Source organism: Williamsia sp. SKLECPSW1 (assembly GCF_054332755.1).
This window is the reverse complement of record NZ_JBTGLI010000001.1, coordinates 2,030,969-2,050,879: the sequence shown is the minus strand read 5'-3', so window position 1 is coordinate 2,050,879 and position 19,911 is coordinate 2,030,969. Positions and strand designations below refer to the sequence as shown.

At 70.4% G+C, this 19,911-nt stretch carries 20 protein-coding genes, 1 tRNA gene and 1 other RNA gene; 9 read left to right on the top strand and 13 right to left on the bottom strand.

Annotation, left to right across the window (positions count from 1 at the left end; all coding sequences use genetic code 11):
* Positions 1 to 189 precede the first annotated feature (189 nt).
* The 5 genes from ACXVUM_RS09545 to aztA are packed head-to-tail and all read right to left on the bottom strand — an operon-like array spanning position 190 to position 2,766.
* Complete coding sequence (locus ACXVUM_RS09545) at positions 190 to 738, bottom strand: uridine kinase family protein (protein WP_458521572.1); 549 nt, start codon at positions 736 to 738, stop codon at positions 190 to 192.
* Positions 735 to 1,346, bottom strand: coding sequence for a recombination mediator RecR (recR, locus tag ACXVUM_RS09540; RefSeq protein WP_458521571.1), 612 nt, complete (start codon positions 1,344 to 1,346; stop codon positions 735 to 737). Before recR ends, ACXVUM_RS09545 begins: the two co-directional genes overlap by 4 nt.
* Positions 1,347 to 1,353: 7 nt before the next feature.
* Entirely contained in the window at positions 1,354 to 1,680 is a 327-nt protein-coding gene (locus ACXVUM_RS09535; RefSeq protein WP_458522841.1) for a YbaB/EbfC family nucleoid-associated protein, read from the bottom strand.
* Positions 1,681 to 1,729: 49 nt separating this feature from the next.
* The gene (locus ACXVUM_RS09530; RefSeq protein ID WP_458521570.1) at positions 1,730 to 2,065 is read right to left on the bottom strand and encodes a hypothetical protein; all 336 of its coding nucleotides are present in this window, start codon (positions 2,063 to 2,065) and stop codon (positions 1,730 to 1,732) included.
* Entirely contained in the window at positions 2,062 to 2,766 is a 705-nt protein-coding gene (gene aztA, locus ACXVUM_RS09525) for a zinc ABC transporter ATP-binding protein AztA (RefSeq protein ID WP_458521569.1), read from the bottom strand. Before aztA ends, ACXVUM_RS09530 begins: the two co-directional genes overlap by 4 nt.
* A gap of 51 nt (positions 2,767 to 2,817) precedes the next feature.
* Between aztA and aztB the strand changes: the two genes are divergently transcribed.
* From aztB to aztD, 4 genes are read left to right on the top strand one after another with little or no spacing between them, the layout of a single operon-like run.
* On the top strand, positions 2,818 to 3,669 hold the full coding sequence (gene aztB / locus ACXVUM_RS09520) for a zinc ABC transporter permease AztB (RefSeq protein ID WP_458521568.1): 852 nt from the start codon (positions 2,818 to 2,820) through the stop codon (positions 3,667 to 3,669).
* Complete coding sequence (locus ACXVUM_RS09515) at positions 3,666 to 4,823, top strand: hypothetical protein (protein WP_458521567.1); 1,158 nt, start codon at positions 3,666 to 3,668, stop codon at positions 4,821 to 4,823. The genes aztB and ACXVUM_RS09515 overlap by 4 nt, the downstream gene beginning before the upstream one ends.
* Positions 4,820 to 5,746 carry a zinc ABC transporter substrate-binding protein AztC gene (gene aztC, locus ACXVUM_RS09510; protein WP_458521566.1) on the top strand — a complete coding sequence of 309 codons (927 nt, stop codon included), beginning with the start codon at positions 4,820 to 4,822 and terminating at the stop codon, positions 5,744 to 5,746. Before ACXVUM_RS09515 ends, aztC begins: the two co-directional genes overlap by 4 nt.
* Before the next feature lie 31 nt (positions 5,747 to 5,777).
* The gene (aztD, locus tag ACXVUM_RS09505) at positions 5,778 to 6,950 is read left to right on the top strand and encodes a zinc metallochaperone AztD (protein ID WP_458521565.1); all 1,173 of its coding nucleotides are present in this window, start codon (positions 5,778 to 5,780) and stop codon (positions 6,948 to 6,950) included.
* A gap of 9 nt (positions 6,951 to 6,959) precedes the next feature.
* Here aztD and ACXVUM_RS09500 read toward each other — a convergent pair whose 3' ends face one another.
* From ACXVUM_RS09500 to ACXVUM_RS09490, 3 genes are read right to left on the bottom strand one after another with little or no spacing between them, the layout of a single operon-like run.
* Complete coding sequence (locus ACXVUM_RS09500) at positions 6,960 to 7,877, bottom strand: pseudouridine synthase (protein WP_458521564.1); 918 nt, start codon at positions 7,875 to 7,877, stop codon at positions 6,960 to 6,962.
* Positions 7,877 to 8,314 (bottom strand): SRPBCC family protein, encoded by a 438-nt coding sequence (locus ACXVUM_RS09495; RefSeq protein WP_458521563.1) that lies wholly within the window; start codon positions 8,312 to 8,314, stop codon positions 7,877 to 7,879. The genes ACXVUM_RS09500 and ACXVUM_RS09495 overlap by 1 nt, the downstream gene beginning before the upstream one ends.
* 55 nt (positions 8,315 to 8,369) lie before the next feature.
* Positions 8,370 to 8,867, bottom strand: a complete 498-nt coding sequence (locus ACXVUM_RS09490) for an OsmC family protein (RefSeq protein ID WP_458521562.1) — start codon at positions 8,865 to 8,867, stop codon at positions 8,370 to 8,372.
* 99 nt (positions 8,868 to 8,966) lie between these two features.
* Between ACXVUM_RS09490 and ACXVUM_RS09485 the strand changes: the two genes are divergently transcribed.
* Positions 8,967 to 10,367, top strand: a complete 1,401-nt coding sequence (locus ACXVUM_RS09485) for an FAD-binding oxidoreductase (RefSeq protein WP_458522840.1) — start codon at positions 8,967 to 8,969, stop codon at positions 10,365 to 10,367.
* A 10-nt stretch (positions 10,368 to 10,377) separates the two neighbouring features.
* Positions 10,378 to 11,715: a class I SAM-dependent methyltransferase gene (locus ACXVUM_RS09480; protein ID WP_458521561.1), complete on the top strand. Its 1,338-nt coding sequence runs from the start codon at positions 10,378 to 10,380 to the stop codon at positions 11,713 to 11,715.
* Positions 11,716 to 11,812: 97 nt separating this feature from the next.
* Here the strand turns inward: ACXVUM_RS09480 and ACXVUM_RS09475 are convergent, their stop codons facing one another.
* The gene (locus tag ACXVUM_RS09475) at positions 11,813 to 14,026 is read right to left on the bottom strand and encodes a DNA polymerase III subunit gamma and tau (protein WP_458521560.1); all 2,214 of its coding nucleotides are present in this window, start codon (positions 14,024 to 14,026) and stop codon (positions 11,813 to 11,815) included.
* 10 nt (positions 14,027 to 14,036) lie between these two features.
* On the bottom strand, positions 14,037 to 15,338 hold the full coding sequence (locus ACXVUM_RS09470) for a glycosyltransferase 87 family protein (protein WP_458521559.1): 1,302 nt from the start codon (positions 15,336 to 15,338) through the stop codon (positions 14,037 to 14,039).
* A 52-nt stretch (positions 15,339 to 15,390) separates the two neighbouring features.
* Here ACXVUM_RS09470 and ACXVUM_RS09465 point away from each other — a divergent pair, with 52 nt between their 5' ends.
* On the top strand, positions 15,391 to 16,269 hold the full coding sequence (locus ACXVUM_RS09465; RefSeq protein ID WP_458521558.1) for an SDR family oxidoreductase: 879 nt from the start codon (positions 15,391 to 15,393) through the stop codon (positions 16,267 to 16,269).
* Here the strand turns inward: ACXVUM_RS09465 and ACXVUM_RS09460 are convergent.
* The 3 genes from ACXVUM_RS09460 to ffs form a co-directional block, all read right to left on the bottom strand.
* Positions 16,241 to 17,560 (bottom strand): glycosyltransferase 87 family protein, encoded by a 1,320-nt coding sequence (locus ACXVUM_RS09460; protein ID WP_458521557.1) that lies wholly within the window; start codon positions 17,558 to 17,560, stop codon positions 16,241 to 16,243. The two genes, ACXVUM_RS09465 and ACXVUM_RS09460, sit on opposite strands and share 29 nt — an antisense overlap.
* Positions 17,561 to 17,567: 7 nt before the next feature.
* Complete coding sequence (locus tag ACXVUM_RS09455; RefSeq protein WP_458521556.1) at positions 17,568 to 18,845, bottom strand: aminotransferase class I/II-fold pyridoxal phosphate-dependent enzyme; 1,278 nt, start codon at positions 18,843 to 18,845, stop codon at positions 17,568 to 17,570.
* 41 nt (positions 18,846 to 18,886) lie between these two features.
* An RNA gene (gene ffs / locus ACXVUM_RS09450) (signal recognition particle sRNA small type) lies at positions 18,887 to 18,983 on the bottom strand.
* 95 nt (positions 18,984 to 19,078) lie between these two features.
* Here ffs and ACXVUM_RS09445 point away from each other — a divergent pair.
* A tRNA-Ser gene (locus ACXVUM_RS09445) sits at positions 19,079 to 19,167 on the top strand.
* Between the two features lie 137 nt (positions 19,168 to 19,304).
* Complete coding sequence (locus ACXVUM_RS09440) at positions 19,305 to 19,814, top strand: DUF6764 family protein (protein WP_458521555.1); 510 nt, start codon at positions 19,305 to 19,307, stop codon at positions 19,812 to 19,814.
* Positions 19,815 to 19,911 lie beyond the last annotated feature (97 nt).

Here is a 19,911-nt window from a genome sequence, read left to right as displayed (position 1 = left end):
CAGCGACGGTCCTGGACCACCGCCACTAGTACAGAAGGCTGCCTTCCACTGTTGAAGCTGGCGCTCATCTACCCCGAAAAACGGGTCGCGGACACCAAGACCGTATGCGCCGAGCCGATTGTCGAGCACCCAGCCGCCGTAGCACGCACGGACCGAACCCGGGGTAGTAGAACGGCTCTCGGTCACGCCTCAGAGATCGAGGACGCGACAGCGCTCGCGGGTTCGATCGACGGCGAACCAGCCGTCTTCGAACTCCTGCCACCGCCGCAGGTGCGGGCGAGCGGATTCCCCGTCGCGCGCGACGGCTCGTTCCAGGCGTGTCTCGCGATCCTCGCCGTCGAGCCACAGCGCCGCGGCGACCCGGTCGGCGATGCGACGACGCGCCGAGGTCACGCCCTCGATGACGAGCAGCGGCTCCCAGCGCCGCCACACCCTGGGCCCCGGTTCGGCGACGTCGCCGGACCACACGCGGGGTCGGTGCCGGAAGTCGTGCCCGCGTCGGAAGGCCTGCAGCACTTCACGATCCATCTCCGACCACCATCCGGCGGGGTCCTGCCAGGTGGCGAACTCGTCGGTGCGGACGAGCGCCGCGTGCATCCGTCGGGCGGACAGCGCGCGCATCAGTGCGTCGGCGAAGGTCGACTTCCCGGCCCCGGACGGGCCGTCGATGACGACGATCCCCGTGTCGAGATCGGCCGCGATCGCAGCGGCGGTGGCGTCGACGTCGAACGCGGTCACGTCAGGATGCGGCGGCCCGACAGCGCGCGACCAAGTGTCAGCTCGTCGGCGAACTCGAGGTCACCGCCCATCGGCAAACCGGAGGCGAGCCTCGTCACCGACAGGCCGGGGAAGTCCTTGAGCATGCGCACGAGGTAGGTCGCGGTTGCCTCACCCTCGGTGTTCGGGTCGGTCGCGACGATCACCTCGGTCACGTCGACACCATCGGTCTGATTGGCCAACCGGCGCAACAACTCTCGTATCCGCAGCTGGTCCGGTCCGATGCCGCCGAGCGGATCGAGCGCACCCCCGAGCACGTGGTAGCGGCCGGTGAACTCCTTGGTCCGCTCGATGGCCTGCACGTCCTTCGGCTCCTCGACGACGCAGATCTTCGTCGCGTCACGCCGCGCGTCGGAGCAGATCCGACACAGCTTCTGGGCGGACACGTTGCCGCACTCCGCGCAGAAGGTGACGTTGTCGCGGACGTTTCCGAGTGCCGCGATCAGGCGATCGATGTCGGTGCGTTCGCCGCCCAGGAGGTGGAACGCGATCCGCTGGGCGCCCTTGGGACCGAGACCCGGCTGCTTTGCCAGCTCGTCGATCAGATCCTGGATCGGCCCCTCGTACACCGGCCCGTCACTGCCCCAGACCCGGGCCGCCGAAGCCCGGGAGTCCGCCACCCAGGCCGCCCGCGAGCGGGCCCATCGTCGTCGCGGTCAGCTCGTCACGCTTGCGGGCCAGGTCGGCCAGTGCGCCGACGAGGAGGTCCTGCAAGGTCTCGACGTCGGACGGGTCGACGACGGACGGGTCGATGGTCACCCCGGTGACCTCACCCGCACCGTTGCCGGCCACGGTCACGCGACCACCGCCGGCGGTGCCGGTCAGCTCCGTCGCCGCGATCGTGTTCTGGGCCTCCAGGAGCTGCTGCTGCATCTTCTGTGCCTGCTCGAGCAGACCTGCCATCGGGTTCTCGGGATCCACGTCCACGAGAGTAGTGGCCCGCGGCGACAGGTCAGCGGATGAGGCGCGCGACGTGGTCGGCGATGTCCTCGAGCGTCGTGTCCTCGGCGGGCTCCGCCGCGAACGACAAGACGTCGGCGCCACCGAAGATGCGGGCGGCGCGCGGCGTCAGCGCGAACTCGAAGCGGTCGTCCACACGCCGCCAGTCGACGATCCCGCCCGGCAGCGGTGCCGACACCCCCGTGGTCAGGTGGTACGTCGGCGCGGTGTCGCCGACCGAGGCCGGCAGCGACCGCTGGATCTGGAAACACTCGCCGCTCTCGGTGTCGAGGAACACGACGGCCTCGATCCCGTGCCGCTCGAGGCGGTCGTACGACGCGACGATCACCGACCCATCGTCGCACCGACCACCGCGCCCGGCCCCCACACCGCGGCGATCCGGTCGTCGGTGAGCACCTCGCTCGCCACCCCTCGGGCCACGACACGCCCCGCCGAGAGCAGCACACTCCGATCGGCGGCCCGGGCGGAACCAAGGTCGTGCGTGACCTCCACGACCACGCACCCCCGACGCACCTCCTCGGTGACGACGGCCGCGACCTCGGCACGACCCGCGGCGTCGAGGGCGCTCGTGGGCTCGTCGAGCACCAGCACATCGGCCTGTCGGGCGAGGGCCTGCGCCAGCAGGACCCGTTGTCGCTGACCGCCGGACAGCGCGCCGACCTGCCGGGACCGCAACGTCGCGATGCCCACCCGGTCCATCGCCTCGGCCACGATCGCCCGGTCGCGACCGCGGATCCGGCGACGCCGCGCGTGTGGCCATCGGCCCATCGTGACGACCTCGGCGACCGTGATGGGCAGCCGCTCGGAGATGACGCGGTGCTGCGGGACGTACGCCGCAGGTGCGCCGGTCACGGTCCCCGCGTCCGGTCGACGGACGCCGCACAGGACGTCGAGCAGCGTCGACTTCCCCGCCCCGTTCGGTCCGACGACGACCGCGCGGCACCCGCCGTCGAACGACGCGGTGACGTCGCGCAGAGCCCAGTGCTCCCCGTAGCGGACACCCACCGCGTCGAGCTGCAGCTTTACCAAGTCATTACCCGCCTACTCAGATGAAAACGACTGTCATTATGCTCTCACGCCATGTACTGGTTGACCGAGCCCTTCGCGACGGGCGCCACCCAGCGCGCCCTGGTCGCGGGCGTGCTGGCGGCGATCCTGTGCGCGGTGGCCGGATCGTGGGTCCTGGTCCGGGGCCTGACGTTCCTCGGTGACGCCCTGCCCCACGGGATGCTGCCGGGGATCGCGATCGCGACGTTGCTCGGCGGCGAGCCGATCGTCGGCGCCGCCGTGAGCGCGCTGGCGATGGCCGCCGGCGTCGGAGCGCTGACGGGGATCCGCCGGATCGGCGGGGACACCGCCATCGGGTTGCTGTTCGTCGGGATGCTGGCGCTCGGGGTCGTCATCGTCTCCCGATCCGCGTCGTTCACCGTCGACATCACCGCGATCCTCTTCGGCGACCTTCTCGGCGTCCGACGATCCGACGTCGTCGTCCTCGCGATCGCGACCGCCCTCGCGCTGGTGTTCGTCGTCGTCGGCCATCGCGCCTTCACCGCGGTCGCGGTGGATCCTCGCCTCGCCATCACGCTGGGGTACCGCCCCGCGGTGGTGACCGCGGCGCTGGTCGTCCTGCTCACCGTCGCCGTGGTCGCCTCGTTCCACGTGGTGGGCACGCTGCTGGTGTTCGGGTTGCTCATCGCACCGCCCGCCGCCGCGGCTCTGTGGGCCTCCCGGGTCGCGCACATGATGCTGGGCGCCGCTGTCGTCGGGTCCGCCGCGACCGTGGTCGGCCTCGTCCTGTCGTGGCACCTCGGTACCGCCGCCGGGGCGACTGTCGCGCTCGTCGCCGTCGCCGCATTCGCCGTGTCCGCGCTCACCGCGGCGGTCCGCACCCGTGTCTCCCTGTCCCCCATCGTCGAAGAGGTCTCCCGATGAGCCGTCGTCTCGTACCCGGTGCGGTCGCCGCCGCACTGTCCGCCGTTCTCGCAGTGTCCGCCTGCGGTTCCGACGAACAGACACCCACGCGCGGAGCGGATTCCTCAAGACCGCACGGCTACGTCGAGGGCGCGGAGGAGGTCTCGGACACGCAGTACCGCCTCGTGGTCGGGGACCGCACATCCGGGGAGATCGCCGTGGTCGACCTGCTGGACGGCGAGTCGAGCGTCGTCGGTCGCGCCCCCGGTGTGACCGGACTGCGCGGGGACGGTCGATACGCGTACGCCGTGACCCCCACGTCGACGCACATCGTCGACAGCGGCGGGTGGACCGTCGACCACAGCGACCACGTGCACTACTACCGGGCGGAGTCCCGCGCGATCGGCGCTGTCCCGGTCGGGGGCCGCCTCCTCGACGTGCAGGCCGACGCGACGCGCACCGCACTCACCTACGACGACACCGTCGTCGTCCTCGACCGCGACGCACAGGACGATGGTCGCGTCGAAGTGGCACACCGCCTGCCGCGGACGGGTGCAGGAGCCGCCGCCGTCCCGCTGGCGGGAAAGCTGCTGTTCCCCGTCAACGGCGGGATCGAGGTGCGGGAGTCCCCGACCGCGACCGCGTCTGAGACCGTCCCCTGCCGGGCGCCGAGCGCGTCGACCGTCGCACGACGCGGTGCGGTCTTCGCCTGCGCGGACTCCGCGGTCGTGATCTCCTCGCGGGGCCGCGTGACATCCCTGCCGTTCCCTGCCGGCGTCGGCGCCATCGACTCCCTGTCGCACCGATCGGGCGCGAACGGGATGGTCGCGACCGGCCCCGGTGTGCGACTGCTGCTCGACCTCACCGCGCGCACGGCCACACCTCTGCCCACGGACCTCCCCGCGACGAACACCACGTCCGGTGGGACGGGCCCCGTGGTCGGGGCCGCCGACGGGACGGTCGAGGTGCGTTCCGATGCGTCGTCTCCGCCGGTGCGCACCACACTGCCCGGGGTACGCACGACCGGCGACCTCCAGATCGACACCGGCCGAACCTATGTGAACGACCCCGACAGCGATCGGGTGTTCGAGATCGACCACCGGGACGGGGCGCGGGTGGCACGGGTCATCCAGACACCGGGGACCGCCTCGATGATGGTGGAGACCGGCCGATGACCCGGTGGCGTTGTCTCACAGCGGCACTCGCCGTCGCCGTCGCGATGACCGGCCTGGCCGCCTGCACGGACCGCCCCGCTCCGTCCGTCGTGGTCACCACGAACATCCTCGGCGACATGACGCGGCAGGTCGTCGGCGACCAGGCCCGGGTGACCGTGCTGATGCCGCCCGGGTCCGATCCGCACAGCTTCGGGATCTCGTCCCGCCAGGCCACGGAGATGAGCCGCGCCGACCTCGTCGTGGCGAACGGGCTCGGTCTCGAGGAAGGCGTCGCACGGGCGGTCGCCTCCGCGCGCGACGACGGCGCCACCGTGCTCGAGGTCGGTCCTGCGGTCGACCCCATCCCCGTCTCGGCCGACGACGGATCCGACGACGAGATCGTGGACCCGCACTTCTGGACCGATCCGGACAGGGTGGTCCGCGCCGTCGACGTGATCGCCGATGCGGTGGCGACGAACGTCACCGGGATCGACCGGACCGAGCTCGACAGGTCGACCGACTCCTACCGGCAGCAGGTGCGCGCGCTGGCCGATGAGATGCGGACCGCGTTCGACACCATCCCACCCCCGCGGCGGAAGCTGGTCACCAACCATCACGTGTTCGGTTACCTGGCACAGCGATTCGGCCTCGAGGTCATCGGGGCGATCATCCCCGGAGGCACCACCCTGGCGTCACCGAGCGCGTCGGATCTCGCCGACCTCGCCGCCGCGGTGCGTACCGCCGGCGTGCCGACGATCTTCGCCGACTCCTCGCAACCGGATCGACTCGCCCGCGTGCTCGCGGAGCAGACAGGCACCGACGTCGACGTGGTGCCGCTGTTCTCGGAGTCGCTGACGCCTCCCGGCGGGGGCGCGGCGAGCTACCTGCAGATGATGCGCGCCAACACAGAACGGATCACGACCGGTCTCACCCGAGACCGCTGAGCACGACCCCACCAGAGAGAGGCACACCTTCATGTCCACCACCCTCCGACGACGCACCGCCGCGGTGTCCGTCGCCGTCGCAGCCGGCCTCGTCGCCGCCGCGTGCGGCGGTTCCGACACCGCCGAGTCCGGCCCGTCATCCTCGGCTCCACGCGCCGGTGCGATCGCCGAGCCCATCGCCGTCACCTACGACGGTGGCATCGCGATACTCGACGGGACGACGATGTCGACCGCGAAGACGGTTGCGATCGACGGCTTCACGCGCCTGAACCCGGCCGGCGACGACCGCCACATCCTCGTCACGACACCGGCCGGGTGGCAGGTGCTCGACGCGGGGACCGGCGAGCTGACCGACCAGACGTTCACCGCCACCGACGCGGGCCACGTCGTCACCCATGGCGGCACGACCGTCCTGTTCGACGACGGCACCGGCAAGGTCACGATGTTCGACCCCGAGGATCTCGGTGGTGACGCCCTGCCCGAGGTGACCGAGTACACCACGCCCGCAGCGCATCACGGCGTCGCAGTGCTCTCGGGAGACGACCTGGTCGTCACCGAGGGGACCGAGGACGCACGGACCGGGATCGTCGTCCTCGACAAGGACCGCGAGCCGGTCACCCGCAACGCGGACTGCCCCGGCGTCCACGGCGAGGCGACGGCGCAGGACGAGGTCATCGCCGTCGGATGCGAGAACGGCATGCTGCTGTACAGCGACGGCGCGATCCGCACGGTGACGAGCCCGGACCCGTACGGCCGCATCGGCAACCAGGCGGGCAGCGACAGCTCGCCGTACCTGCTCGGCGACTACAAGAAGGACGAGGACGCCGAACTCGAACGCCCGACGCAGGTGTCGATCGTCGACACGCGATCGGCGTCGATGCGTCTCGTCGACCTCGGCACCAGCTACACGTTCCGGTCGCTCGGGCGGGGACCGTCGGGTGAGGCACTCGTCCTCGGCACCGACGGGAAGCTGCACTCGATCGATCCGCAGACCGGGCAGATCACCCGCAGCGAGCAGGTCGTCGACGCGTGGGAGGAGCCGATCGAGTGGCAGGACCCCCGACCGGCGCTGAGGGTCCGCGGGAACACCGCCTACATCACCGATCCCGCCACGCGTTCGCTGCGGACGGTGGACCTCTCGTCGTTCACGGTCGGCCCGCAGGTCTCGCTGCCCGGCGTCCCGAACGAGATCGCGGCCGCATGACGCGGCCGGTCACCGCCGGGACACGAACTCCCGGCGGTGACCGGTGATCGGGTCCTCGAACGCCAGCCGACGCGCTGTCAGACGCAGCGGTCGGCTGAAGTCCCCGTCGTCCGGGAGCGCCGCCAGCTCAGGGCGGACGTCGGGGTAGAGGGGATCGTCGACGATGGGCACGCCGAGTCCGGCCATGTGCACCCGAAGCTGATGTGTACGACCGGTCTGCGGGAACAGTCGGTACTCGGCGGTGCCCGGCAGCGGACCCGGGCCGGCGAACTCGATCCGTGAGCGCGCATTCACGGGGCCGTCGACGACCCGCGCTCGGAGATCGCCCGCAGTCTTCTCGATGCGGTCGGTGACATCGATCGGCAACGACAGTCCCGGCGGCGGCTCGGGGGCGATGGCCCGGTACTCCTTCTCCACCCGACCGAGCGCGAAGAGCTCCTGGTAGCCACGACGTACCTGTGGGCGTCGGGTGAACAGCAGGACCCCCGCAGTGAGTCGGTCCAACCGGTGCGCGGGACTCACCGCGTCGTCGTCGAGCAGTCGACGCAGCCGGACCAGAGCGGTCTCGGCGACATGCGCTCCGCGCGGCATGGTGGCGAGGAAGTGCGGCTTGTCGACGACGACGATGTCGTCGTCGGCGTGGAGGATCTCGAGATCGAACGGCACCGGCGCCTCGACGGGCAGATCCCGGTACATCCACAGCGGGCGGCGGGCGACCACCATGTCGTCGGCACCGACAGGGCTGCCGTCCCCGTCGACCACCTCGCCGTCATGCAGACGCCGGATCAACGCGGCGTCGGAGAGGTCGGCCAGCGACGACGCCGTCCGCAACGCCTCGAACGCCGAAGCGTCCTCGCGCGGGACGATCCGGGTCGCGTCGACACCATCCCGCGCCGGCAGCGGCACCGGGCGGCGTCGACGGCCCACTACTTCTCCAGGTGCGACTTCAGGTTGCCCAGCAGCGCGGCCTGGATGCGGTTGAGACCCTTCGGCGCGAACGTCTTCTCGAAGAACCCGCCGATGCCACCCGCGCCCTGCCACGACGTCGTCGTCGACACCGACGACCCCGACCCGGACGGCGTCACCGTGTAGGTGGTCACCATCGTCGAGTTCGCGTCACGCTCGGTGATGGTCGATCCGTCCACGGCCACCGTCGCCTTCACGTTCCGCGAGCGCTTCTTCGTGGCCTGCAGCGTCCACTGGGCGACGGTCCCGGACCCCGACGTCCCCTCGAGCACCTGGTAGTCGAGATACTGCTCGGGCAGGATCTGCGGGCGCACGGTCGCGTAGTCGGCAAGGGCCGCCAGCGTCGCGTCGGGCGCGGCCGCGATGTCGATCGACTGGGTTGCGGTCACCTGTGCCACGTCGTCACTCCTGCGTTCTCGGGTGCATGTCCGGGAGTCAGGGTACGTGGGGCCCCTATCCGCGCCGGACCGCGACCGGCACGTTCAGCGTCTGCGCGACGACGCAGTATCGCTCGGTCAACTCCAGCAGCTTGTCGACCTTGGCGTCGTCGGCGTCGGTGGTGAAGGTGAAGGTGAGCCCGAGGTCGGACATCCCCACCCGTGCCTCCCGGTCGATCCCGAGGGTGCCGCGGGCGTCGAAGGCGCCGTCGGCACGCACCGACACGTCCTGCACGTCGATCGACATCGCGGTCGCGACCGATCGGAAGGTGACGCCGGCGCACCCGACGAGTGCCTGGAGCAGCATGTCGGCCGAGCAGGCATCGCTGCCGTCGCCACCGGTAGTCGGATGGAAGCCCGCCCGCACCGGACCGGCCCAGGTGTCGACGGTGGCGGTGATGCCCTCGTCGGCGAACGTGCCGTCGGCGTGGACATGGGCGATCGCGGCCGACGGATCGGTCTTGTAGGTGTTCTTCAGCGGCTTCTGCAGCTCGCGCAACGACGTGGCATCCATCCTGCGATGGTGCCACGGGGTCCGTCTGGCACCCGTCCGGCGAGGGTCCTAGGCTCACCTGTGATGACTGCCGACGGCGTGGGCGCAAGCGGGCGGGAGATGGGCTGGGATGCCTTCTCCCGCGGAGTCGCCACACTGCAGGCGAGCTACCGAGCGATCCCTGCCGACGCCACGGTCCGTCTGGCGAAGAAGACCTCGAACCTCTTCCGGCGACGCGCCGCCAACCCCTACCCCGGGCTCGACGTCTCCGGTCTCGACCGGGTGATCGAGGTGCACCCCGACGAGCTCACCGCCGACGTCGCCGGGATGTGCACCTACGAGGACCTCGTCGCCGCGACGCTCCCCTACGGCCTCGCGCCCTACGTCGTCCCGCAGCTCAAGACGATCACGCTCGGCGGCGCGGTCACCGGACTCGGTATCGAGAGCACCTCGTTCCGCAACGGGCTCCCGCACGAGTCGGTGCTCGAGATGGACATCCTCACCGGCAGCGGCGACATCGTGACCGCGGCGCCGGACGGCCCGGACGCGGCGCTCTTCCACGGCTTCCCCAACTCCTACGGGACGCTCGGGTACGCGACGCGCCTCAAGATCCGGCTCGAACGGGTGCAGCCGTACGTCGAACTGCGCCATGTGCGTTTCACCGACGTCGCAGAGTTGCAGTCGGTGATGGGCACGATCGTCGAGACCCGTACCTACGAGGGCGAGCACGTCGACCACCTCGACGGTGTCGTGTTCTCCGCGACGGAGAGTTACCTGACGCTCGGCCGCCAGACCGACGTCGCCGGACCCGTCAGCGACTACACGGGGATGGACATCTTCTACCGCTCCATCCAGCACGCCGCGGCCCAGAGCCCCATCCGCGACCGGCTGACGATCCACGACTACCTGTGGCGCTGGGACACCGACTGGTTCTGGTGCTCGCGGGCGTTCGGGGCACAGAACCCGCGCATCCGCAGGTTGTGGCCGAAGCGCCTGTTGCGCAGCAGCTTCTACTGGAAGCTCATCGCGCTCGACCACCGGTACGACATCGCGGACCGGCTCAACGCCCGCAAGGGATTGCCGGCGAACGAACGCGTCGTGCAGGACATCGAGGTGCCCGTCGAGCGCACCGCCGAGTTCGTCACGTGGTTCCTCGACAACATCCCGATCGAGCCGATCTGGTTGTGCCCGTTGCGACTCCTCGATCCCGCACCGCCCGGCGCGGACACCACCCGGCCGTGGCCGCTGTACCCGCTCGAGCCGCATCGCACCTATGTCAACGTCGGGTTCTGGTCCGCGGTGCCGATCGAGCCCGGGGCGCCCGAGGGCCGCGCGAACCGACTCATCGAGGCCACGGTCTCCGACCTCGACGGCCACAAGTCGCTCTACTCCGACGCCTTCTACGACGAGGCGGAGTTCGACGAGCTGTACGGCGGGGAACCCTTCCGCCTCCTCAAGAAGCAGTACGACCCCGGGTCGCGCCTGCTCGACCTGTACGCGAAAGCCGTGAGACGACAGTGATGGTGACCCGATGACGACTTCCCGCGATCGCGCCCGCGCCGATCATCCGACGGCCCGCGCGCTGCTCGACCCGCCGAAGATGACGCTCGCGGAGATCGTCGAGACGATCGCCGGCGGCGATTTGAGCGTCCGCATCACCGCCTACGACGGCAGCACGGCCGGCCCCGAGGACGCCGAGTACGGACTCGACCTGGTCACCCAGCGCGGGACCACGTATCTCGCGACCGCGCCGGGCGATCTCGGGCTCGCGCGGGCCTACATCGCCGGGGACCTGCGGATGCACGGCAGTCCTCCCGGCGACCCGTACGACGCGCTGAAGGCGTTGAGCGACACCGTCAGCTTCGCCCGTCCGGACGCGTTGACCCTCGCCGCCATCGCCCGCTCGCTCGGGCTGGAGCACTTCAAGCCCGTCGCCCCACCGGCGCAGGAGGCGCTGCCGCGGTGGCGTCGGATCGCGGAGGGCCTGCGACACAGCAAGACCCGTGACGCCGAGGCCATCCACCACCACTACGACGTCTCGAACACGTTCTACGAGTACGTCCTCGGCCCGTCGATGACCTACACCTGCGCCTGCTACCCGGAGCGCGACGCGAGTCTGGAGACCGCGCAGGACAACAAGTACCGGCTCGTGTTCGAGAAGCTGGGCCTCACGGCCGGCGACCGCCTGCTCGACATCGGTTGCGGCTGGGGCGGGATGGTGCGGTACGCCGCGCGTCAGGGTGTCCACGCGATCGGCGCGACGCTGTCCGCGGAGCAGGCGACCTGGGCGCAGAAGGCCATCGCCGACGAGGGCCTGTCGGAGTTCGCCGAGGTCCGCCACAGCGACTACCGCGACATCACCGAGAGCGGGTTCGACGCGGTCTCGTCGATCGGGTTGACCGAGCACATCGGCGTCGCGAACTACCCGTCGTACTTCGGCTTCATGCACGACAAGGTGAAGCCCGGCGGCCTCATCCTCAACCACTGCATCACCCGCCCCGACAACAAGGGCAAGCACAAGGCCGGTGCGTTCATCGACCGGTACGTCTTCCCCGACGGCGAACTGACCGGATCCGGCACGATCATCAGCGCGATGCAGAACCTCGGCGGCCTCGAGGTGCTGCACGAGGAGAACCTGCGCGAGCACTACGCGATGACACTGCGCGACTGGAACCGCAACCTCGTCGAGAACTGGGACGAGGCCGTCACGGAGGTCGACGAGTCGACCGCGCGGCTGTGGGGCCTGTACATGGCGGCCTGCCGGATCGGGTTCGAGCGCAACGTGATCCAGCTGCACCAGGTGCTCGCGGTCCGTCTCCACGACGACGGGTCGAACGGTCTCCCGCTGCGCCCGTGGTGGAGCGCCTGAGTTCCTGATCGCGCGCCCCCCACCCGCGAACGGCTTCGGCACGCTCGGTGGCGAGTTTCAGCCCGCTCGGTGGCGGGTTGTTGCCCGCCTCGGCGGGTCAGTCGATGCGGCGGGCGCCGAGTTCCGACGCCAGCAACTCCAGCGCCACCTGGTCCGGGTCGTGGTGCGGATCCGGGTCGCTGCCACGGGCGTCGGCGATCATCTCGTCACGCTCCGCCTCGCTGAGGTCCTCGTCGGCGACGGGTGGTGGGGGTTCCGGCGCAGGCTCCTCCGGCGGAGGTTCGTCGTCGGTCGACGACGGCGCCGCACCCCCGGACCGTCCCCGACGGGTGTAGGTCGGCGCCGCGGCCTTGGCAGGACGACCGGCCCCTCCCCGTGCGGCCGGCGGCCCGGCCGGTGAGGCGTCCGCAGGCATGTGAACGCACCGCATGGACCACTCACCACCGAAGATCTCGCCCATCGCGGCGCCGACGGCCGACGACGCGCGCGCATCCGACAGGCGCGCGACGAGCGGCGCCGTGTCGTGACTGATGACGAGGGTGGTGCCCTCCACGGCACGGACGACGGCCGCGGACAGCATCACCTGGATGACCTTGTCGCTCTCGCCGACCTTCGCGCGGATGTCGCCCCACTGCGCGCGGACCGCGTCGACGTCGACGGACGGCCCCTGCGCCGCCGCGGGCTCGGGTTCCGGGGCACCCGCAGGTTCCGAGTCGAGTTCTGGTTCCGGCTCGGGTTCGGGCTCCTGCTCGGGTTCCGGCGGCAGCGGCGGTTCGGGCTCGGCCGCGACCTCCGGCTCGGGCTCCGGCCTGCGCTCGGGTTCCGGCGCAACCGCTTCCGGCGCAGTGGGTCCCGGCGCAGTGGGTTCCGGCGCAGTCGCTTCCTGCGCAGTGGGTTCCGGCACGGTCGGCTGGGGTGCGGTCGGTTCCGGCGCGACTGGAGCCGGTGCCGCAGGAACGGGTTCCGGGGCGATGGCGTCGGGTTCGGGTTCCGGTGCGGGCACCTGCTGAGATCTGCGGACGAACTTCGATCCCGGCTCCGGGCGGGAGGGGTCGCTCGGGACCGGCGAGGGAGCCGGAGCCGGAGCCGACGGCAGGTCACGCGCAGCGGTCGGTGCATCGCGGACAGCCGGCGGCGCGGTCACCGCCGGCGGACCACCGGCGAGCTGCGCCTCGATCCGCTCGATGCGCTGCAGCACCGCCGACTCCTCGTCGCTCGCGGCGGGAAGCAGCATCCGCGCGCACATCACCTCGAGCAGGAGCCTCGGCGAGGTGGTGCCGCGCATCTCCCCGAGCGCGGCGTGCACCGTCTCGGCATACCGGGTCAGGGTGGCCGGGCCGATGCGGGTGATCTCCTCCCTCAGATGTGCCAGCTGCTCACCGGGCGCCTCCACGAGACCGCGGTCGGCGGCGTCGGGGACGGCCTGCAGGAGGATCAGGTCGCGGAAGCGCTCGAGCAGGTCGACGGCGAACCGTCGCGGGTCGTGACCGGCGTCGACGAGACGCTCGACCGCCGAGAAGAGCGCTGCGCCGTCGCCGTCGGCCAGCGCGTCCACAGCGGCGTCGATGAGGGCGACGTCGGTGACGCCGAGCAGCGCGAGCGCCCGGTCGTAGGTGACGCTGCCGTCGTCCCCGCCGGACAGCAACTGGTCGAGCACGCTCAGCGAGTCACGCGGCGAGCCGCCACCCGCTCGGATGACCAGCGGGAACACCAGCGGGTCGACGGTGACACCCTCCCGGGCGCAGATCGACTCGAGGAGACCACGCATCACCGGCGGCGGCAGCAGGCGGAACGGATAGTGGTGCGTCCGCGACCGGATGGTCGGCAGCACCTTCTCCGGCTCGGTGGTCGCGAACACGAAGATCAGGTGCTCCGGCGGTTCCTCGACGATCTTCAGCAGGGCGTTGAACCCCGCCGTGGTGACCATGTGCGCCTCGTCGACGATGAACACGCGATAGCGCGACTCGGCGGGAGCGAAGAACGCCCGGTCGCGGAGTTCGCGGGTGTCGTCGACGCCACCGTGGCTGGCCGCGTCGAGCTCGATGACGTCGAGATTGCCCGGCCCACCGGGCCGCAGCGCGACACACGAGTCGCAGACACCACACGGGGTCGAGGTCGGGCCCTGCACACAGTTCAACGACCGGGCCAGGATCCGGGCCGACGACGTCTTGCCGCACCCCCGGGGCCCGGAGAACAGGTAGGCGTGGTTGATCCGGCCCGAGTCGAGCGCGCGGCACAGGGGGTCGGTCACGTGCTCCTGGCCCACGACCTCGGCGAACGTCGATGGTCGGTACGTGCGATAGAGCGCCACGCCGAAGAGACTACCGGCGCACCCCGACGCCCACGCCGCCCGTCGCGGCGGGCTGTGGACGGCGCTCGACGAGGGCGTAGACCACGATCGTCACGACGGCGGCCACGGCGAACGCCCACAGATACGGCTGCGCGGCGAACCACCTCAGGGCCGGGTGGACCGGGTTCATGAACAGCCCGATCCCGTAGAACGGCCGCAACCCCATGGCACCGTCGGGCAGGTAGAACTTCCAGATGAACGCGTCGACGACGACCGCTAGCGGCGCGACGAGGAGCACCATCGCGAGGATGCGACGACCGGCGGACCACACCCGCAGGACCAGGTCGATCGCGATGACGAGCAGCGGGACGAACCACACCCAGTGGTGCCCCCACGAGAACGGGGACACCGCGGTGGTCGTCATGCCGGTCAGCGTCAGCGCCAGCAGCTCGTCGCCGTGGCGGTGGGCGAGCCACGCTGCGGTCGACCCCAGCACCACCGCGACGATGCACGTCGCCAGCCACAGCACCGTGCTCGGGTGCGCGGTGCCCAGCGCGGAGGCGAGAGCCCCGCGCAACGACTGGTTCGCCGGGGAGCGGGTCGCACCCACCCGCTGCGAGTCGAAGACCTTGTCGGTCCAGAACATCCACGACTGTCGCGGGATCACCGCGAACCCGAGCGCGATCGTCGCGGCCAGGGTGATGCCGGCAGCCACCACCGCGCGCCACTGCCGCGTCACCGCCAGGTAGACGACGAAGAACGCGGGGGTCAGCTTCACCCCGGCGGCCAGACCGACGGCGAAGCCCCGTGTACGGGAGCTGCTCCCCCTCAACAGATCCCACAGGATGACGACCATCAGGAACAGGTTGATCTGGCCGTACCAGACGGTGGTACGCACCGGCTCCAGGAGCGACGCGACCGCCGCGGTCGCCACGGTGAGCAGGGCGAGTGTGACGCCCGGCCGATGACCGAGGCTGCGATAGCCCATCCACACCACCCACAGCAGCGCGACGATCTCCAACGCCGTCCACACCCCGACCGCCACGTCCCGGTGCAGGAGGGCGAAGGGGATGAGCACGATGGTCGAGAACGGCGGATACGTGTACTCGAAGTGGCCGAGCACAGGACCGTCGTAGATGGGCATCGCGTGCAGGAGATGCGTCGCGCCGGAACGATAGACGCGCAGATCGATCTGGTTCTGGAACAGGCCGAACACCCTGGCCGACAACGGGATGTAGCGGTACTGCACAAACAACGCGAACCCGGCGACGACCAGCAGCAGGAGCCGGAACATCGTGTGACGTGGCAACACTCGGTTGTCAGGGGTGGTCACGGGAACGAACCCGCCTCGCTCGCAGGGCCTCGGACATCTCGGATCGTATAGCGTGACGCAGCCGACACGGCACACCCGCGACGCGACCCACCGTCAGGAGTTCACCATGCCCGCTGTCCTCGTCACCGGAGCCGGACGCGGCATCGGCCTCGCGACCACCCGGCGCCTCGCCGCCGCCGGATGGACCGTGTACGCCGGCGCCCGCTCGCAGGCTCAGCGTGCCGAACTCTCCGCGATCAGCGGGGTGATCCCCCTCGAACTCGACATCACCAGCGAGTCCGACGTCGACGCACTCACCGAGCGTCTTCCCGACCGGCTCGACGGGCTGGTCAACAACGCCGGCATCGCGGTCCACGGGCCGATCGAGACGCTCTCCCGCGCCGATGTCGACCGCCAGTTGCAGATCAACGTCGCCGCCCAGGTCGCGGTCACACAGGCGGTGCTGCCGCTGCTGCGACGGGCGCACGGTCGGATCGTGTTCGTCTCCTCGGTCAGCGGACGCGTCGCCACCCCGGGGACCGGCATCTACTGCGCGTCGAAGTACGCCGTCGAGGGGCTCGCCGACGCGCTGAGGATCGAGCTCCGGCCCTGGCGGATCGGTGTCTCCCTGGTGGAGCCGGGACCGACCCGCACCGACATGTGGACCGGCGTCTTCGACGACTTCGACGCCGCGACGGCGGCGATGAGCGAGAACCACCGACAGCTCTACCGACCGCAGATCACCGGTATGCGCCGGCTGCTCCCGGCCATGCAGCGCAGTGCCGTCGACCCGGACGTGGTGGCGCAGCGGATCGAGCACGCGCTGAGCGCACGGCGACCTCGACGGCGTTACCTGTGCGACGCGGCCAGTCGGGCACAGGTCGTCAGCACCCTGGTCACGCCGGCGGCGGTGACCGATCGGATCATCTCGCGGGTGACGCGGTCGCGGTGACCGGGTCGTCGACCGCGTCCGCCGCCCGCGGACCGCGCAGGACGATCAGCGTGACGACGGCGGTCACGACGAGCACCCAGACATAGGGCGAGAGGGTGAACCACCGGAGCCACTCGATGCCGTTCTTGAAGAACAGCCCCGTGTACAGGGCATAGGGGTGCTCCACCCCCACATAGGTCATCGCGCCGGCGATGCGGGTGCGCCACGCGAACGACACCAGGACGAGCGCGAGGACTCCCGCCGCAGACGCCGCCGCGACCGCCCGGCGTCCGTTCAGCAGGTGATGGACACCGATCACCAGCAGCGGCACGAACCAGACCCAGTGGTGGCCCCACGACATCGGCGAGACCGCGCACGACGTCATCCCGACCAGGGTGAGGGCGAGCAGTTCCTGCCCGCAGCGGTGCGCACGATGGGCCGCGACGAACCCGAGCACGGCGACGACCGCGGCGAGAACCAACCACAGGGAGGTGAACGGGGAGGCGGTCCGGCCGAGGTTCGCGATGAGACCCCGCAGCGACTGGTTGCCGACGGTGTCCGGTGCGCCGACGCGGTTCGAGTCGATGAACGTGCCGGTCCAGTAGCGCCAGGAGTCGCTGGGCAGGACGGCGAACGCGAGGGCGATGGTCCCGACGAACCCCGCCATGCTCATCACCGCCGCGCGGGGGCGACGGATCAGCAGGAGGTAGACGGTGAAGATCAGCGGCGTCAGCTTGATCCCGGCCGCGATGCCCGCACCCACCCCCTGTGCACGTGACCCTCTGCGGCGCAACAGGTCCCACAGGATGATCGCCATCAGGAAGACGTTGACCTGACCGAACCAGATGGTGCTGCGCACCGGTTCCATCAGCGTCGACATCGCGACCAGTGCGATCGCCACGGTCCGCAGCCGCCAGGTGACGTCGCGACCGAGTGCACGGAACGACAGCGTGATCACCCAGTACAGGGCGACGAACACCAGTGCGCTCCAGACGATCCGGGCGACGAGGAACGGCACCGCGGCGAACGGGGTGAACACGAGCACCGACACCGGCGCGTACGTGTAGTCCATCTGGCCGAGCAGTTTCGCGTCGTAGAGCGATCTGCCGTCGAGAACGGTCTGCGCCCCGGCGCGGTAGACGTCGAGGTCCAACTGGTTGTCGAACAGACCCCAGAACGGTTCGTCGTAGGCGGTGATGAGGTGCTGCAGCCAGATCGACAGGACGCCGATGACCACGGCAGCGACGACGGCGACGCCCCGGACGTCGGATCGTGGTCGACGACCGGCGGTCTCCTCCCCGGCGGCCGTCACCGAGGGCTCAATCCTCGTGCGCTGCGAGCAGGCTGTCGGCCGCGGCGAGGAGGACACAGGTGGCCACGCCGTCCATCGCCGTCTCGAGGTCGTCGACGGAGGGGAACGTCGGTGCGATACGGATGTTGCGGTCGTGCGGATCCCGCTTGTACGGGAACGTCGACCCGGCCGCCGTCAGCGCGATCCCCGCGTCCTTCGCGAGGTCGATGACACGCGAGGCGGTCCCGTCCAGCACATCCAGGCTGACGAAGTACCCGCCGTCGGGTTCGGTCCACGACGCGACCTTCGACGCGCCGAGCCGGTCCTCGAGAATCGAGGCGACCAACGCGAACTTCGGTGCGAGGAGTGCTCGGTGCCGTTCCATGTGGGCGCGTACACCGTCGGCGTCGCCGAAGAAGCGCAGGTGCCGCAGATGGTTGAGCTTGTCGGGGCCGATCGTCGACACCGACTGATTGCCCTGATGCCAGCTCAGCGTCTCCTCGGAGGCGGCCAGGAACGACACCCCGGCGCCGGCGAAGGTGATCTTCGAGGTGGACCCGAACACGTACGGACGGTTCGGGACGCCCGCCTCGGCGGCCATGTCGAGGATGGGCAGCGGCCGGAGGAACTCACCGGTGAGGGTGTGCACCGCGTAGGCGTTGTCCCAGTAGATGCGGAAGTCCGGTGCCGCGGGCATGGAGAGCAGAGCACGCAGCACGTCGTCGGTGACGGTCGCACCGGTCGGGTTGGAGTAGGTGGGGACCAGCCACATCCCCTTGATCGACGGGTCGGCCGCGGTGAGCGCCGCGCACTGCTCGACGTCGGGCCCGTTGGGCAGCATGTCGACGACGATCATCTCGATGCCGAGCTTCTCGCAGATGGCGAAGTGTCGGTCGTATCCGGGTGCGGGACAGAGGAACTTGACGGTCTCGCGCGCCCAGGGACCGTCGGAGTCGGGGGTGCCGTGCAGCATCGCCTCGACGGTCAGGTCGTACATGATCTGCAGGCTGGAGTTGTTGGCGGCGACGACGTTCTCGGTCGACACCCCCAACAGTTCGGCGAAGATCGCCCGCAGCTCCGTCAGTCCCGACAACCCGCCGTAGTTGCGGCAGTCGGTGCCGTCGGGAGCGCGGAAGTCGTCACCGGGCATCGACAGCATCGGCGTGGAGAGATCGAGCTGATCCGGCGCCGGCTTGCCGCGTGTCAGGTCCAGAGACAGCCCGGCAGCGCGGAGCGTGTCGTAGAGGCCGGTCAGCTCGTCACGGGTGGCGCCGAGTTCGGCGGCACTCATCGAGTGGTAGTTCACACTGACCTCTCACCGGCCTCGCGGCCGGGCGATCCCGGACAAAGTAGGGGACCCCGCGCACCCGAGAGAGCCCGCTGACCCTTGCTGCCTTCCGGCCCTGGGGGAGTTCACAGGATGCACGCCGCGCGGGATCCGACAGCAAGTGTAGACGCCCGGCCGCCGGTGCCCGAATCATCACCGTGACCTCGGGCGTTGTGACCGTCCGACCGCCCGCCGCTATCATCGTGCCCGTTGGAGGATTCGCCTAGTGGCCTATGGCGCTCGCCTGGAACGCGGGTTGGGTTAACAGCCCTCAGGGGTTCGAATCCCCTATCCTCCGCCACACGGCCCGGCACCGATCTCGATCACGGTGACCGGGCCGCGTCGTTCTCGTGATCTCTCTGTGACCGTCGGGGGCCTGTCCCGTGTCGACGGATCCGCACCATGGCGTGCACACATCCATCCGACAGAGGGGTCCTCATGTCCATCACCACACGTCGCGTCGCCGCCACCGGCGCCTTCACGCTGTTCGCGGGTGCCGGGATCGCGTTCGCCGCTGCTCCCGCCTCCGCCGCGCCCGTCGCCTGCCCCGCCCTGCCGAACCAGACGTCGGTCACCGACAACTGCTCTGCGACGTCGTCGCCGACGGGCACCTCGGCCGGCATCGGTGACACGCCGGGCGCTGCGTCGGCCACGGCCGGCGCGAACGGTCTGTCGCTGGCTGTCGGACTGGACGGCGGCAAGGCCACCTCGCAGGCACAGGGCTTCGCGGGCCCGGCCGCCATCGCGACCGGCCCCGGCGCCGTCGCGAACCTCACCGGCGTGAAGCCGGGTCTCGCCATCGGGATCGCCGGACCGGGTGCGACCGTCACCGTGACAGGCACCTCCGCCGCCACCTGCACAGGCGGCCAGGGCTTCGCCGGTGACTTCCAGACGTTCTCCGGTTGCATCAACCTCGGCAACGGATCCATCCCACTCGGCAACCGCTGAACGATCCGTCAGGGGCGGTTCTTCCTGTGACCAGGGTGAACCGCCCCTGACGCATGTCGGGCGAAAAACTCTCGCGCCGTCGGGAACCTTTCGGCGA

Excerpts from the sequence above, each read along its gene's own strand:
- ACXVUM_RS09535 (WP_458522841.1), bottom strand. The coding sequence starts at position 1,680 with ATGGCAGGTCTGCTCGAGCAGGCACAGAAGATGCAGCAGCAGCTCCTG.
- aztB (WP_458521568.1), top strand. The coding sequence starts at position 2,818 with ATGTACTGGTTGACCGAGCCCTTCGCGACGGGCGCCACCCAGCGCGCC.
- ACXVUM_RS09515 (WP_458521567.1), top strand. The coding sequence starts at position 3,666 with ATGAGCCGTCGTCTCGTACCCGGTGCGGTCGCCGCCGCACTGTCCGCC.
- aztC (WP_458521566.1), top strand. The coding sequence starts at position 4,820 with ATGACCCGGTGGCGTTGTCTCACAGCGGCACTCGCCGTCGCCGTCGCG.
- aztD (WP_458521565.1), top strand. The coding sequence starts at position 5,778 with ATGTCCACCACCCTCCGACGACGCACCGCCGCGGTGTCCGTCGCCGTC.
- ACXVUM_RS09490 (WP_458521562.1), bottom strand. The coding sequence starts at position 8,867 with ATGGATGCCACGTCGTTGCGCGAGCTGCAGAAGCCGCTGAAGAACACC.
- ACXVUM_RS09485 (WP_458522840.1), top strand. The coding sequence starts at position 8,967 with ATGGGCTGGGATGCCTTCTCCCGCGGAGTCGCCACACTGCAGGCGAGC.
- ACXVUM_RS09480 (WP_458521561.1), top strand. The coding sequence starts at position 10,378 with ATGACGACTTCCCGCGATCGCGCCCGCGCCGATCATCCGACGGCCCGC.
- ACXVUM_RS09440 (WP_458521555.1), top strand. The coding sequence starts at position 19,305 with ATGTCCATCACCACACGTCGCGTCGCCGCCACCGGCGCCTTCACGCTG.